The sequence below is a fragment of the Curvibacter sp. APW13 genome (assembly GCF_032337135.1).
GTDB lineage: Bacteria > Pseudomonadota > Gammaproteobacteria > Burkholderiales > Burkholderiaceae_C > Allorhodoferax.
The window spans coordinates 174,401-188,146 of the sequence record NZ_JAVXZZ010000003.1 but is presented as its reverse complement, the minus strand read 5'-3'; the positions used below and the strand labels follow the sequence as shown (position 1 = coordinate 188,146).

At 62.8% G+C, this 13,746-nt stretch carries 14 protein-coding genes; 11 read left to right on the top strand and 3 right to left on the bottom strand.

All coding sequences use genetic code 11. The features are described 5' to 3' along the window. Nucleotides 1-112 precede the first annotated feature (112 nt). Entirely contained in the window at nucleotides 113-556 is a 444-nt protein-coding gene (locus RQP54_RS14155) for a MerR family transcriptional regulator (RefSeq protein ID WP_315679028.1), read from the top strand. Here RQP54_RS14155 and RQP54_RS14150 read toward each other — a convergent pair. Continuing rightward, the gene (locus RQP54_RS14150; RefSeq protein ID WP_315679027.1) at nucleotides 511-1,695 is read right to left on the bottom strand and encodes a DUF2157 domain-containing protein; all 1,185 of its coding nucleotides are present in this window, start codon (nucleotides 1,693-1,695) and stop codon (nucleotides 511-513) included. The genes RQP54_RS14155 and RQP54_RS14150 overlap by 46 nt on opposite strands. A gap of 81 nt (nucleotides 1,696-1,776) precedes the next feature. Here RQP54_RS14150 and RQP54_RS14145 point away from each other — a divergent pair, with 81 nt between their 5' ends. The 5 genes from RQP54_RS14145 (at nucleotide 1,777) to RQP54_RS14125 (ending at nucleotide 7,948) form a co-directional block, all read left to right on the top strand. Further along, nucleotides 1,777-2,673 carry a transporter substrate-binding domain-containing protein gene (locus RQP54_RS14145; protein WP_315679026.1) on the top strand — a complete coding sequence of 299 codons (897 nt, stop codon included), beginning with the start codon at nucleotides 1,777-1,779 and terminating at the stop codon, nucleotides 2,671-2,673. A gap of 148 nt (nucleotides 2,674-2,821) precedes the next feature. After that, nucleotides 2,822-4,081, top strand: a complete 1,260-nt coding sequence (locus RQP54_RS14140) for an HD-GYP domain-containing protein (RefSeq protein ID WP_315679025.1) — start codon at nucleotides 2,822-2,824, stop codon at nucleotides 4,079-4,081. Nucleotides 4,082-4,143: 62 nt separating this feature from the next. After that, on the top strand, nucleotides 4,144-5,985 hold the full coding sequence (locus tag RQP54_RS14135) for a glutamine--tRNA ligase/YqeY domain fusion protein (RefSeq protein WP_315679024.1): 1,842 nt from the start codon (nucleotides 4,144-4,146) through the stop codon (nucleotides 5,983-5,985). Nucleotides 5,986-6,048: 63 nt separating this feature from the next. Then, nucleotides 6,049-7,074 carry a ParA family protein gene (locus RQP54_RS14130; RefSeq protein WP_315679023.1) on the top strand — a complete coding sequence of 342 codons (1,026 nt, stop codon included), beginning with the start codon at nucleotides 6,049-6,051 and terminating at the stop codon, nucleotides 7,072-7,074. Nucleotide 7,075: 1 nt separating this feature from the next. Beyond that, on the top strand, nucleotides 7,076-7,948 hold the full coding sequence (locus tag RQP54_RS14125) for an SIR2 family protein (protein ID WP_315679022.1): 873 nt from the start codon (nucleotides 7,076-7,078) through the stop codon (nucleotides 7,946-7,948). Between the two features lie 193 nt (nucleotides 7,949-8,141). On the opposite strand, the gene RQP54_RS14120 is transcribed toward RQP54_RS14125, so the two are convergent. Continuing rightward, complete coding sequence (locus tag RQP54_RS14120) at nucleotides 8,142-8,888, bottom strand: NYN domain-containing protein (protein WP_315679021.1); 747 nt, start codon at nucleotides 8,886-8,888, stop codon at nucleotides 8,142-8,144. 134 nt (nucleotides 8,889-9,022) lie between these two features. On the opposite strand from RQP54_RS14120, the gene RQP54_RS14115 reads away from it, so the two are divergent. From RQP54_RS14115 to RQP54_RS14105, 3 genes are all read left to right on the top strand, one after another. After that, complete coding sequence (locus tag RQP54_RS14115; protein ID WP_315679342.1) at nucleotides 9,023-9,562, top strand: DUF924 family protein; 540 nt, start codon at nucleotides 9,023-9,025, stop codon at nucleotides 9,560-9,562. 130 nt (nucleotides 9,563-9,692) lie between these two features. Beyond that, on the top strand, nucleotides 9,693-10,076 hold the full coding sequence (locus RQP54_RS14110; protein ID WP_315679020.1) for a hypothetical protein: 384 nt from the start codon (nucleotides 9,693-9,695) through the stop codon (nucleotides 10,074-10,076). Next, nucleotides 10,073-10,993 (top strand): M48 family metalloprotease, encoded by a 921-nt coding sequence (locus RQP54_RS14105; protein WP_315679019.1) that lies wholly within the window; start codon nucleotides 10,073-10,075, stop codon nucleotides 10,991-10,993. The genes RQP54_RS14110 and RQP54_RS14105 overlap by 4 nt, the downstream gene beginning before the upstream one ends. Nucleotides 10,994-11,094: 101 nt before the next feature. On the opposite strand, the gene RQP54_RS14100 is transcribed toward RQP54_RS14105, so the two are convergent. Beyond that, nucleotides 11,095-11,871: a substrate-binding periplasmic protein gene (locus tag RQP54_RS14100; RefSeq protein ID WP_315679018.1), complete on the bottom strand. Its 777-nt coding sequence runs from the start codon at nucleotides 11,869-11,871 to the stop codon at nucleotides 11,095-11,097. Nucleotides 11,872-12,066: 195 nt separating this feature from the next. Here RQP54_RS14100 and RQP54_RS14095 point away from each other — a divergent pair, with 195 nt between their 5' ends. Beyond that, nucleotides 12,067-12,393: a hypothetical protein gene (locus RQP54_RS14095; RefSeq protein WP_315679017.1), complete on the top strand. Its 327-nt coding sequence runs from the start codon at nucleotides 12,067-12,069 to the stop codon at nucleotides 12,391-12,393. Nucleotides 12,394-12,534: 141 nt separating this feature from the next. Beyond that, nucleotides 12,535-13,743, top strand: coding sequence for a serine hydrolase (locus tag RQP54_RS14090; protein WP_315679016.1), 1,209 nt, complete (start codon nucleotides 12,535-12,537; stop codon nucleotides 13,741-13,743). Nucleotides 13,744-13,746: the final 3 nt, after the last annotated feature.

The following is a 13,746-nucleotide window of genomic DNA, read 5'->3' as shown; positions in this document are numbered from 1 at the left end:
TCCTTGTACAAAGCGGGGCACCAAGTCCCCATCCGGTTGAAATGCCAGCAGCGTAAACCTTGGTCTATGCTCCAATGTCAAGGCATTTGCGCAACTACCGCAAGGACGACCCATGAACATCGGCGAACTGGCCCAGGCGGCTGGGGTCACCACCGACACCGTGCGCTACTACGAGAAGCAGAAACTGCTGCCCCCGGCCCTGCGCCAGGACAACGGCTACCGCCGCTACACGCCGGCCCACCTGGGCCAGCTGCGCTTCGTGCGCAGCGCGCAGGGGCTGGGGTTTTCGCTGCGCGAGATCCGCGACATCCTGCCGGCCCTGAACGCAGGGCGCTTCAAGCGCGGCCAGATCGAAGAGCGGCTGCATGCCAAGCTGGCAGAAATCGACCAGCACCTGGCTCTGCTGAATCAGCGCCGCCAGGAACTGCTGGACACCTTTGCCCTGCTCAAGTGCAGCCCGGAGACACCGTTGGCCGCGGCGCAGGCCACGGCACCGGCGCACGCCGCAGCTCAGCCGCGCGGCCGCAAGCCTGCAGGCACCCAGCGGGCCAGGTAGGCGTTGATGGCGGCCTCGTTGCGCTGCCACTTCACGCCCAGCCACACCACGCCCAGCCCCAGCAGCGAGAGCGCAAACGGAAACAGCAGACTGTCCTGGAACACCCGGTGCGACAGGTAACCCAAGTAGCCCGCCACACCCAACGCACCGAACACCGTGAACACGCGCCGGCCAATGGCTGCGCCGAACAGCACCAGGAACACGTTGAGCACGGCGTACAGGGCCTTGCCGAGCTCGCTGTTCGAATCGCGCAGGCTCAGGGAACTCCAGAACATGATGGCACCAAAGAGGTAAAGCCAGAAGGCGAAGTCCTGGCGCCACGCCGCGTCCTTGCTCAGGCGCGTGCGTACATCCACCCACATGGCCATGGCACAGGTGCCCAGGCCGAACACCAGGGAGATGTCACGCATCAGCTGGTAGTCCCAGCCATCCACCTGCATCAGGCCGTTGGCCACATCCATGCTCATGTACCACAGCGTTACCGCCACCGGCATCACCATGAAGGGCAGCTTGTAGCGCCACAGCATGACCGCCGCCGCAGCCAGTGTGCCGAACTCCAGCATCATCCAGCGCCAGTCGATGAAGTAGTGGTAGTCCGCATAGTTGCGGCTTACCCCGGTGGGCCAGGCGCCTGCCAGGCTCTGCACGCACCACAGGACGAGCGGCACCAGCACCACGGCCAGCGTGGCCATCAGCCCCGCAGGCACCGGCAGGGCACGGGCCTTGAAATGGTCCGCCACCTTGAGGGCGCCCAAGGCATAGGCCAGGCTGATGAGCAGCACCGCCTTGAGGCCCATGGCCTGGTAGCCCAGCGTGATGAACAGCGTCATGGCACCGATGGCCACCATGCCGCCAAAGTAGTACAGCACGTTCACGAAACTGAAGCCCGGCCCGGCAGCCACCGGCTGCACCAGTGCCGCTTGCGTCGGCGCAACCGCTGCCGCAGTGGGAACAGGCCGCGCCAGCGGCGGTGCTTCTTCCCCATGGGCCCACAGGCGCCACAGCGCCTGGGCCTGCGCGTCGGTAATGACTTCGGCACGCGCGGCTTCCTTCAGATCCGTCTCGGTGATCGGGATGCTTTGCAGCGTGCTCGGACCGTAGTCCATCATCTGGGTGGGCTCGTAGTCGTGCTGGGTCATGGCCCCATGGTAGCGCCAGCCAGCGAAGCACGCCAATGCCACTACACTGCATGCGCCGGATCCATTTGCCCACCATCGCCCGTGAACAGCCCGTTGCCCCCGTCACGCCCCCGCGCCCGCCAGCAACCCGTAGGCACGGTGTTCCATCTGCTGAGCCTGTTGGTCGCCCTGCTGCTGCCGGTGCTGGCGCAGGCGCAGGCGCAAAGCCATACCATCGTGTACCCGGCACAGGACAAGGGCTACGAGTACCCCGTGCAGCTGCTGGACCTGGCGCTGCACAAGTCCGGCAGCAGCTTCACGCTCAAGCCCCACGACACACCCATGCTGCAGGGCCGCGCCCTCAAGCTGCTGGCCAAGGGGCAGGAGCTGCGCGTGGTCTGGAGCATGACCTCGACGGAGCGTGAGGCCGAGCTGCTGCCCATACGCATCCCCATCGACAAGGGCCTGCTGGGCTGGCGCGTGTTCCTGGTCCACGAGAGCCAGGCGCAGCGCTTTGCCCACGTGAACACCCTGCAGGACCTGGCAGCCTTCGAAGCCGGGCAAGGCCACGACTGGCCCGACACCGAGATCCTGCGCGCCAACGAGCTCCCGGTGCAGGCGGTGCCAGGTTTCCAGAACCTCTTTCCCATGCTCGAAAAGGGCCGGTTCGACTACTTTCCGCGCTCCATCCTCGAAGTGTGGGGCGAACAGCAGCAGCACGCCGACCGCCACCTGGTGGTGGAACCCCGGGTGGTACTGCACTACCCCACGGCCTACTACTACTTCGTGAACAAGGCCGACACCGCCTTGGCCCAGGCGCTGGAGCGCGGCCTGCGCGCCGCCCTGAAAGACGGCTCGTTCGATGCCCTCTTCAACAAGACCTACGGCGAGGCCATCCAGCGCGCGCGCCTGAACCAGCGTACCCGGCTGGAACTGCGCAACCCGCTGCTGCCGGCGCGCACGCCGCTGGACCAGAAGGAACTCTGGCTCAACCTGTAGCCGCCCACGCGCAGACAAACGGCGCGTTTCGCACTCCCAGCGGTGTTGGTTTTTGCGCGCTTTGTCACCACACTTGCGTCAGGTGCCCAGCCTGCACACAGCCATTGCATGAAGGCACTCCCGTCCACACGCACAGGGCCCCTTCGCCATGCAAGCTGTTTCATTCACACCCGGGCAAGCAGAAGCCCACCCGGACTTCGTAGCCGCACTGGTACAGGCCAGTGCCTCCTACTCCATCGTCGCCTCGCAAGACATTGTCGACGTGCGCGGCATCAAGCTGTGGGCCAAGGGCCTGCCCGTGTCCGCCACGCTGCAGCAGCGCCTGCTGGAGCGCAAGCTGCGCACCCCCATCGAGAGTTGCCTGGTGGCCGAAGACGGCGTCACCCCCTTCTACCTGCACCATGCGCTGGGCCAACTGCTGGCACAGGGCAGCGGCCTGTCGCGCGCGCTGCAACCCCACGCCCTGCTGCTGGACAAGCTCATCAAGCAGATTCCCCTGCACCCCGTGGCCCAGCTGCTGCTCACCACCGCCCTGGCCACCCGGCCCGGCGCCGTGGAGCACGCCGTGCAGGCCATGGCCCTGGCCGGTGCCATGGCGCAGAGCCAGACCACCCCCATGGACGTGCGCCTGGCCATGATGGGCGGGCTGCTGCACGACATTGGCGAAACCTATGTGCAGCCGCAATACCTGGACGGCGAACGCCCGCGCGACGTGGTGGGCCACAAACACCTCATGGTGCACCCGCGCATGGGCCAGCTGCTGCTTGAAGGCACCACCGACTACCCGGCCCTGCTGTGCCGCGCCATCGGCGAACACCACGAACGGCTCAACGGCTCGGGCTACCCGGCCCGCCTCTCGGGCGACGCCGTCTCGCCCCTGGGTGCACTGCTCTCGGCCGTGGAAACCGTGCTGGTGCAGCAGCACCACTCCGAGGCACCGCTGACCAGCGGCAGCTTTGCACTGCGCGTCATATCGGGCGAATACCCAGAGCGCTACAGCTCCATCGCCTTCAACATGGCCCGCGACGCGCGCGAAGCGCTGCCCGCCTCTACCACCATCCCCTCCGAGCGCCTGCGCGCCATCCACGGTGCGCTGATGCTGGCCGAACAGACCGCACTGGAGCTGAAGAACGCCCACCTGAGCGCCCCCGGTGCCGCCGTGGCCACCCTGGCCCAGCAGCGCACCGCCCGGCTGCGCATGGCCTGGAATTCGCTGGGCGTGTGGGACATTCGCCCCGAACTGCTCACCGACGCCGACCGCTTCGAGATGACCTGCGCCTGCAACGAGCTGGAGCAGCGCCTGTACGAGCTGGAACGCGAATGCATGCTGCTGGCCGAGCCGCTGGGCGCGGCCGAGCGCCAAAGCCTGGCACCACTGTGGGCTGGGCTGGACCTGCCGCCGGCCTGAAACCCCGCAACCATGCCGCTTTCAGCGGCTTTCTGCGGCAAACCGCCGTCTAAAATGGCGCGATGAATTCCCCTGCTTCCCCCAAGGCTGCGCCTGCAGCCGCTGCCGCTGCGTCCGAACCCGTCAAACCCAGCAACTTCCTGCGCCAGATCATCGAGAAAGACCTGGAACAGGGCACCTACGCCAGCCGCCGCTGGGCCGGCAGCCCCGGCGACGCCGCCCACCACGCTTTAGGGCAGCCCGACCCCGCCAAGATCCGCACCCGCTTTCCGCCTGAGCCCAACGGCTACCTGCACGTGGGCCACGCCAAAAGCATCTGCCTGAACTTTGGCCTGGCGCGTGACTATGGTGGCGTGTGCCACCTGCGCTTTGACGACACCAACCCCGAAAAGGAAGACATCGAGTACGTCAACAGCATCGTCGACGCCATCCGCTGGCTCGGCTTTGACTGGGCGCAGAAGGGCCAGGCGCCTGGCAGCGCCGCCCCCTACCAGGCCAGTGACTACTTCGGCTTCATGTACCGCGCGGCGGAGTACCTCATCGAAGCCGGGCACGCCTACGTGGACGAACAGAGCGCCGACGAAATGCGCGCCAACCGCGGCGACTTTTCCAAGCCGGGTGTGGACAGCCCGTTCAGAGCCCGCACCCCGGCCGAGAACCTGGCGCGTTTCCGCGAAATGCGCGACGGCAAGCACCCCGACGGCAGCATGGTGCTGCGCGCCAAGATCGACATGGCCAGCCCCAACATCAACCTGCGCGACCCGGCCATCTACCGCATCAAGCACGCGGAACACCACAACACCGGCAACCAGTGGTGCGTGTACCCCATGTACACCTTTGCCCACCCCATTGAAGACGCGCTGGAGCAGATTACCCACTCCATCTGCACGCTCGAATTTGAAGACCAGCGCCCGTTCTACGACTGGCTGCTGGACCGCATGTGCGAAGGCGGCCTGCTGGCCCAGCCGCACCCGCGCCAGTACGAATTTGCCCGCCTGAACCTCACCTACGTCATCACCAGCAAGCGCAAGCTCATGCAGCTGGTGAACGAAAAGACCGTGAGCGGCTGGGACGACCCGCGCATGCCCACCATCGTCGGCCTGCGCCGCCGTGGCTACACGCCAGAGAGCCTGCACCTGCTGCACGAACGCACCGGCACCAGCAAGGCCGGCGGCTGGATTGACTACAGCGTGCTGGAAGGCTGCCTGCGTGACGACCTGGAAAACAAGGCCCACCGCGGCATGGCCGTGCTGGACCCCGTGAAACTGGTGCTGACCAACTGGGACGAAACCCTGGGTGCCGGCCACCTGGAACCCTGCACCCTGCCCGCCCTGCCCCACGCCATTGAGGGCCAGCCCGAACCCGCCGCCCGCCAGTTCGTCATTGGCAAAGAGGTGTGGATCGAGCGCGACGACTTTGCCGAAGTACCGCCCAAGGGCTACAAGCGCCTCACCCCTGGCGCCAAGGTGCGCCTGAAGGGCGGCTACGTGGTGGAATGCACCGGCTGCGCCAAGGACGCACAAGGCAACGTGACTGAGGTGCACGCCACCGTGTTCCCCGAAACCAAGAGCGGCACGCCGGGTAGCGGCACCGTCAAGGCCGCAGGCGTCATCACCTGGGTGGCCGTGGCCGACGCGGTGCAAGCCGAAGTACGCCTGTACGACCGCCTGTTCAGCGACGCCCAGCCCGACGCCGGTGGCAAGAACTTCTTGGACGCCCTGAACCCCAACAGCCTGAAGGTCGTCACCGCCTACGTGGAACCCTCACTGGCCCAGGCCCAGCCCGACCAGAAATTCCAGTTTGAGCGCATTGGGTACTTTGTGGCGGACCGCAAGGACCACGTTGCGGGGGCCAAGCCGGTGTTTAATTTGGCGGTGGGGTTGAAGGATTCTTGGGGGAAATAGTCTTTCAGACTCAAACGAATCAACACAAATTTAAATACTAAACAACAGAAATCGGGAGTCAGCGTGAAATCAGTAGCAATGTTCAACAACAAGGGAGGGGTAGGAAAAACAACCCTTCTCTGTAATTTGGCAGCTTTCTTGTCTTTAGTAATGCACAAGAAAGTACTAATCGTTGATTGCGATCCCCAGTGCAATACAACTCAGCTTGTAATGGGCGAAGAGTTCGCTTCCACCTTCTATTGGGATGATCATACTGAGACTTCAACAACTATCTTCGATCTTTTGAAGCCAATTCAAGAAGGCGATTCTGCGATTTCCGCCGTCTTCCAACCCATCCAAGCAGCACGAAATCGTTTTGGAGTGGATTTGGTTGCGGGTCATCCCAGTCTTTCATTCTTGGAAGACAAATTGAGTGCTGCTTGGGGCGAGGTATCGGCCGGTCAAATTGGAGGCTATCGCAAGACAAATTGGGCGAGAGCTTTTTGCCAACAGTACTGCGCCGAGTATGACGTGGTGCTTTTTGATGTCGGTCCAAGCTTAGGCGCAATAAACCGCAGTGTTTTATTAGGTTGCGACCATTTCATTACTCCAATGGGTAGTGATATTTTCAGTATCTTAGGACTGCGCAATATTTCCAAATGGCTTCAGGAAGCCATCAGAACTTATGAGCATGGGCTTCCACGTTGCGAAGAGCTTGCCCCTGGTAGTCTTGACAAATACGGGATCCCTAAAATTCCGAGCATAAAAACTGGATTTATTGGGTACACGCTGAATCAGTATCTGACCAAATCCAAAGGTGGTGAGCGAATAGCAACTGACAGGTACGAAGACATTCTCAAGAAGGTTCCTGCTGAAATTGAGGATCTTCGCGAGAAGTTTGGTGGAGCACTTCCGGACGTAAAAACTGCAAAGCTTGGCGATGTCCCTCACATGTACAGTCTTATTCCATTAGCGCAGACTCGCGCATGCCCAATCATTACTCTTGCTTCAAAAGATGGCATCGTTGGTTCTCAATATCGCATGATTGAAAATTACGCAACCATACTTCAGAGTATCGCCAAGAACTTCAGTAAAAATATAAAACTGTGAGATGAAAATGATTGATTGGGGGGATGCATTAGTTAAGGAGTTGGCCGCTCGACGCTGTATTGTTTTTACTGGCGCCGGTGTTTCAGCGGGTTGCAAGTCGACAATTGGAGACAGAACCCCTCCAAAATGGGATGAACTACTCACCGAGTTGACAAAGAAAATTCGGAATCAAGACGATGTACGCACATTGAGTGAACAATTAATTGCTGAGAAGAAATTTCTAGATGCAGCCGAAGTAATTGTTTCTGCACTAAATCATGCGGATTATGTCGATGCAATGCGTCAAATATTCGATATTCCTCGCTATCAGCCATCGACATTGCATGATGCCATTTTGAAGATTGATCCCAAGGTTCTGATAACAACGAACTACGATACTGTATATGACAGATTCTGCCAGCAAGGCCAAGCAGCAGAAGGTTATAACGTATTTAAATATACTGACCATCACTTAGTTGGCCAATTGCGATCTCCTATTCGCTGCGTAATCAAAGCCCACGGTTGCATTACCGATCCTGAATCGATCGTACTTACGCGATCTAGTTATTTTTCTGCAAAGCAAAATAATCCGCATTTCTTCAAAACTCTTGACGCTCTATTTTTAACTAACACGATTATTTTCATTGGATACAGCCTGGGCGACCCAGATATACAGATAGCACTTGAAAACGCAAATATTTCCGCACCGTCATCTCACAAGCACTACTTTGTGACCGGCTCTGGAACCCCCCCTTCTCTCAAGAAAGCGGCCGAGCGCACATACAACTTGGAGTTCATTGAATACGAAAGCGGCAATTTCGAAGCCCTATCGGCATCAGTGGAGGCCCTTGCAGATCGAGTACTTTCATATCGCGATGAAAATCCAGATATTTAATCTAGCGAAGCCTAAGTACCATCTGCCATCTGCAACGCTTCTGGGTTGAAGTCTTGTAATCCAACATGCGGCACAGCCAGTAGAGGCAAATTCTCCCGCAGTCGCTACGCTTTTTATAGCTGCTTGCGCACATTCCACGAGGGCTGGGTGCCAATTTGGCACCCAAAAGCGCCCAAAGCCCGCCTCAGCAGCTTCACCCCTTCTGCGCCCCCGCCTTGCGCCGCACATGCAAGTGCACCTGGGCGGCATCGCCCTCCCCGCTTTTCACTTCCTTCACTTCCAGGTACGCAGCCTGCTGGCGGATCAGTTCGCCCAGTTTGGCTACGCCGTAGTTGCGGGGGTCGAATGACGGGTTGCTGCGGTTCAGCTGGCTGCCCAGAGCCGATAACGTGGTCCAGCCGTCTTCCCGCGCCGTGGCGTTCAGAGCGTTGAGCAGCATGGGCTTGAGCTTGGGCAGCTCGGCCACGGGCTCGGGCGCGGCCTTGGCCTCTTCTGCCGGGGTGCGCAGAATTTCGGTGTACACAAACTTGTCGCAGGCGGCCACGAAGGGCTCGGGGGTCTTGCGCTCGCCAAAGCCATACACCACCAGCCCCGCCTCGCGGATGCGGGTGGCCAGGCGGGTGAAGTCGCTGTCGCTGCTTACCAGACAGAAGCCGTCCACGCTGCCGCTGTGCAGCACGTCCATGGCGTCGATGATGAGGGCCGAGTCGGTGGCGTTCTTGCCCGTGGTGTAGCTGAACTGCTGTATGGGCTGGATGGCCAGCGCGTGCAGCACCTCTTTCCAGCTTTTGAGGTTGCTGCTGGTCCAGTCGCCATAGGCGCGCTTGATGGTGGCGGTGCCGTAGCGCGACACTTCAGCCAGCAAATCACGGATGACGCTGGCCTGCGCGTTGTCCGCGTCAATGAGCACGGCCAGCTTGTGGTTGGTATTGGTTGCCATGGTGTTCCTCCCTGTTTTGTGCAGCATGGTAACGCCGCCGCATTCGCTATGCTTTTCGTAGCTGCCTGCGCAATTTCCACGCGGGCCAGAAGCCAATTTGGCACATGAACACCGGCCTGCGTACACTGGCACCCATGCAAGCCCAAGCCATCCTCCACTTCTGGTTCACCGAACTCACCCCCCAGCAGCACTTCGTCAAAGACCCCGCGCTGGACGAAACCATACGCACCCGCTTCGGTGCCACGCTGGAAGCGGCGGCTAGGTGTGAGCTGTTTGGCTGGCGCACCACGCCCGAGGGGCGGCTGGCGGAGATCATTGTGCCGGACCAGTTCTCGCGCAACGCCTACCGCGACACGCCCCGCGCCTTTGCGCAAGACGCCTTGGCCCTGGTGCTGGCACAGGAGCTGGTGGCTTGTCGGGGGGACCGCAGCCTGCCGATGGAGCAACGCAAGTTCGCCTACATGCCCTACATGCACAGCGAGTCGGCGCTGGTGCACGCGCAGGCGGTGGCGCTGTTTGCACAGCCGGGCCTGGAAGGCAACCTCGACTACGAGCTGCGCCACCAGGCCATCATCACCCGCTTCGGCCGCTACCCGCACCGCAATGCCGTGCTGGGGCGCAGCTCCACAGCCGAAGAACTGGCCTTTCTGAGCGAGCCGGGCTCGTCGTTCTAGCTGGGGAAGGCGGCGCATTTCCCAAGGGTGCGCTGGGTGCTCGGCAGCACCAAAAAAAGTCCGCCGCCCCCGGGGTGGAATGACTAAACTGTATTGATCCCGACATTGCGGTTTCTGTTCAGGAGGCCCCATGAGAGTACGTGGCGTGCATCTTGCGCTGCTGCTGGCACCAACGCTGGTGCTGGCCCAGAGCAACCCATTGACCGGGTTTTTCCGGTCCATTACCGGCGCACTGGGCGGAACCACCAAGCCTGCGCCCCAAACCCCGACGGCCACCCTGGGCATACGGGGCATGGACGATGCCAGCGCAGCAGCCCCGGCCGCAGGCGCGGAAGCACCCGCAGCAGACATCCGTCTGCTGGAAAGCTGGGCAGTAGGCCGTACCGAGGCCGAGTCGGCCGCAGCACGGCGCGGCCTGAGCGCGCGGGTGGTGGAACTGGCCGGTGCACCCGCCTCCAAGCCAGCGCCTGCCCCAGCAGGCCCGGCTGCCCCGGCACCGGGGGGGCTGCCATGACGCGCCGCCCCACCCTGCCGCTGCGCGCTGCCCTGTGCGCGCTGGCCCTGCATGCAGCAGGTGCCATGGCCCAGACCACGATTGACTTGGGGGCCATATTCAACACCGGCAAGAACCTGGTGAAAAGCCAGACCGTGGGTGCCATGGGCACGGAAGACGAGGTGCGCGTGGGCAAGGACATCGTGGCTGCCATGCTGGTGACGTACCCGCTGGTGCCGGACGCGGCTTTCCAGCAGTACCTGAACCAGGTGGGGGTGTGGGTTGCGCTGCGCTCCACCCGGCCGGAGCTGCCCTGGCGTTTTGCGCTGGTGCAGTCGGACAGCATCAACGCCTTTGCGGCCCCGGGCGGCACCGTACTGGTGACGCAAGGCATGCTGAAGCTGGTGGTAAACGAGGCCGAGCTGGCCTGTGTGCTGGGGCATGAGATTGCCCACATCAGCCGACGCCACCACATCAGCGTGATGCAAAAGAGCCTGCTGCTGGAAGCCGGTGCCAGTGCGGTGCAGATCAAGTCGGACAACCGCAGATCCGGCGCCAGCCTGGTGCCCGACTCGCGCAGCTGGGCGCTGAGCGAGGGCAAGGAGCTGTTCACCCGGGGGCTGGACCGCAGCGCGGAACAGCAGGCCGATGAAGAGGGCGTGCTGCTGGCGGCACGTGCAGGCTACGACCCCGCGGCCTGCGTCAACTTCATGCAGCGCCTGGCCAGCCTCAAGGCCGATACCGGCCCCCTGGAAGCCCTGTACAAGACCCACCCACCCGCCAGCGACCGCGTGGCGGACGTGGACCAGACCTTGCGCAAGCTCACCGGTGCAGCCGCAGGCGAAGGGGCGCGGCCCGCCATGGCGCCCATGCCCGTGGCACACACTCCTCCCGCTGCACCTGTCGCCGAGACCAAGCCCCAGGCACCCCCAAACTAGGCAGAAACGGGCGGCACATTGGCGCGCCCCCAATTGCTACCAATTGAATAGCTGCCTACGCACATTCCATGCGGGCTGGATGCCGATTTGCATCAAAAACACTAGCGCACGTTCGTGGTGGCGGCTATGGCGGCGTTGATCTTGCGCATGACATCGGGCGATACGCGCTTGCTGCACATGACATAGCGGCGCTCGGTCTCGGGTGCGTCCTTGAACACCAGCACCTTGAAGTTCCGCGTGAACGCGGGGTCGACCGCGCTGTAGAACTCGATTTCCTCCTGCGCCAGCAGCACCACATCCGCCCGGTCGGCGGCAATCATCTTCAGCAGGTTGGTCGCTTCGCCCGTCACGCGCTGCAGGCGCTCGGGCGGGGCCTTGGCGAGCAGTGCGTCCAGGTACGGCCCGTAGGCAAAGCCCTGCTTGAGCAGGATGCGCATGTTCATGCCGGTCAAGGCCGTGGCGGCCGTTACCTGCGGTGGGACGTCGACACCGGCCCGGAACACGCCGCGCAGGGGAAGGTCCTTGTAGACCGGCTTGGAAAACTGGGCAAAGGCCGCGCGCTCGTCGTTCATGTACCAGCCGATCGCGCAGGCTGGCATGTCGTTGCGGGTGAGTTCCATGATCACGCGGTTGGCCGGCAGCATGACCTCGGTGTACGACAGCTCGGCCTTGGCCAGCAGCTTGCGGCCTATGTCCACCAGCAGGCCCCGGGGCTTGCCGTCTTCCCCGGTGTACTGGAAGGGAATCCGCTCCGTCCACAGGATGGTCAGGTCTGTGTCGGCGCTGCCGACCTGCGCCGCCACAGGCAGGGCCAGCAGGGCCAGGCACGTCAAGCCGGCAGACGCCAGGCCAGGTAATGAGAAGTCGATTCGTTTCACGCTTGTCTCCTACCGTTGGTGCGCGACAGTCTATCGCCAAGCAGAAGCACTCCGCGCTGCAGGGCGATTGGGGGCTGGCTCGCCTGCTGCAGTGCGCCGCCGAATGAGCAATCGGCCGTGGCGGCGCTACATATTTGCTAGCTTCCTGCGCAGCATCCAAGCGGGCCGGGTGCCAATTTCATTCACAATGCGGCCATGGCACGCCGCAAACACCACCACGTCTATGTGATTGAACTGGCGAAGGACGTGCTGCTGGAGCCGCGCTTTCGGCGCTGCAACCCCGGCTATGTGGAAGGCAAGCCCTGCGTGTATGTGGGCATGACCGGGCTGGACCCGGATGTGCGCTTCGACAAGCACAAGGCCGGCATCCAGGCCAACCGCTTCGTGCAGCAGTACGGCCTGCACCTGCTGCCCGACCTGTACGAGGCCTTCAACCCCATGGGCTACGAGGATGCGGTAGCCAAGGAAGTAGACGTGGGCATAGACCTGCGCTCAGCGGGTTTCGGCGTGTGGCAGGCGTAACGTAGGCGACACCCCCGCGCCGTGTCCTGGCGGTTTGCCCGATGCGCGCCGGGCACCACCGCCCTACACTGTTTGGGCGCGTCTGAAGCGTCGGCACCACCGACCGCAGGCGACGACGCTACAACAACGAGGAGAACGGTTTTGAAACTCAAGAAAATCTTGCTGGGCACCGTGGTGGTGCTGGGCGTGGCAGGTGTGGGCGGCTGGTTCAGCCTGGACAAGGAAACGCGTGGCCTGCTGGCCACCTTGCCCACCAACCCCGACGTGCTGTTCTGGTCGCAACCGCAACGCGACGCGGCCTTCCGTGCGCTGGACCGCCTGCCGATTCTGGCCAAGGCCAACGTGGTGCCGGCCAGCGGCACACCTTCGCCCCTGCCCACGGGCGCGCCGCTGAAGCTGCCCACCGACGTGGATGCCTACATGGCGGCCCAGCACAGCGCGGCGCTGCTGGTGGTGCACGACGGCAAGCTGCGCCTGGAGCGCTACGGCCTGGGCTTTGACGCCGCGGGCCGCTGGACCAGCTTCTCGGTGGCCAAGTCGTTCACCTCCACCCTGGTGGGTGCGGCGGTGAAGGACGGCTTCATCAAGAGCCTGGACGACAAGGTCAGTCTCTACATTCCCGACCTCAAGGGCTCGGCCTACGACGAGGTGAGCGTGCGCCAGCTGCTGACCATGACCTCGGGCGTGCAGTGGAACGAGGACTACAACGACCCCAACTCGGACGTGGCCCAGTTCAACAAGCACAAGCCCGAAGGCGGCATGGAAGCGCTGGTGAGCTACATGCGCAAGCTGCCGCGTGCGGCGCCCGCGGGCACCAAGTGGAACTACAGCACCGGCGAGACCAACCTGGTGGGCACGCTGGTGCAGCAGGCCACCAAGAAGCCGCTGGCCACCTACCTGGCCGAGAAGGTGTGGGGCCCGGCCGGCATGGAGCAGCAGGCCACCTGGCTGCTGAGCAAGACCGGGCAGGAAATTGGCGGTTGCTGCGTGCAGGCGGCGTCGCGCGACTACGCCCGCATGGGCCTGTTCATACTGGGCGGGGCCAAGGTAAACGGCCAGAGCATCGTGCCCGAGGGCTGGTGGGAAGAGGCCACCACCAAGCGCACCGAGATTGGCGTGCCGGGGCGCGGCTATGGCTACCAGTGGTGGACGCTGGACGACGGCACCTACATGGCCCGTGGCATCTTCGGCCAAGCCATCTTCCTCGACCCCAAGCGCAAGCTGGTGATCGTGTCCAACGCCAGCTGGACCGGTGGCGCGCGTGACGCCGCGGCCATGAAGGCGCGCGACGAGTTTCACCTGACAGTGCAGAAGGCCATCGACGCCGAAGGCGGCGCGCCCGCGCAGTAGCCG

Coding starts and splice junctions, on each gene's coding strand:
- RQP54_RS14095 (WP_315679017.1), top strand. CDS start 12,067: ATGGCACGCCGCAAACACCACCACGTCTATGTGATTGAACTGGCGAAG.
- RQP54_RS14105 (WP_315679019.1), top strand. CDS start 10,073: ATGACGCGCCGCCCCACCCTGCCGCTGCGCGCTGCCCTGTGCGCGCTG.
- RQP54_RS14125 (WP_315679022.1), top strand. CDS start 7,076: ATGAAAATGATTGATTGGGGGGATGCATTAGTTAAGGAGTTGGCCGCT.
- RQP54_RS14115 (WP_315679342.1), top strand. CDS start 9,023: ATGCAAGCCCAAGCCATCCTCCACTTCTGGTTCACCGAACTCACCCCC.
- RQP54_RS14120 (WP_315679021.1), bottom strand. CDS start 8,888: ATGGCAACCAATACCAACCACAAGCTGGCCGTGCTCATTGACGCGGAC.
- RQP54_RS14135 (WP_315679024.1), top strand. CDS start 4,144: ATGAATTCCCCTGCTTCCCCCAAGGCTGCGCCTGCAGCCGCTGCCGCT.
- RQP54_RS14110 (WP_315679020.1), top strand. CDS start 9,693: ATGAGAGTACGTGGCGTGCATCTTGCGCTGCTGCTGGCACCAACGCTG.
- RQP54_RS14155 (WP_315679028.1), top strand. CDS start 113: ATGAACATCGGCGAACTGGCCCAGGCGGCTGGGGTCACCACCGACACC.
- RQP54_RS14150 (WP_315679027.1), bottom strand. CDS start 1,695: ATGACCCAGCACGACTACGAGCCCACCCAGATGATGGACTACGGTCCG.
- RQP54_RS14140 (WP_315679025.1), top strand. CDS start 2,822: ATGCAAGCTGTTTCATTCACACCCGGGCAAGCAGAAGCCCACCCGGAC.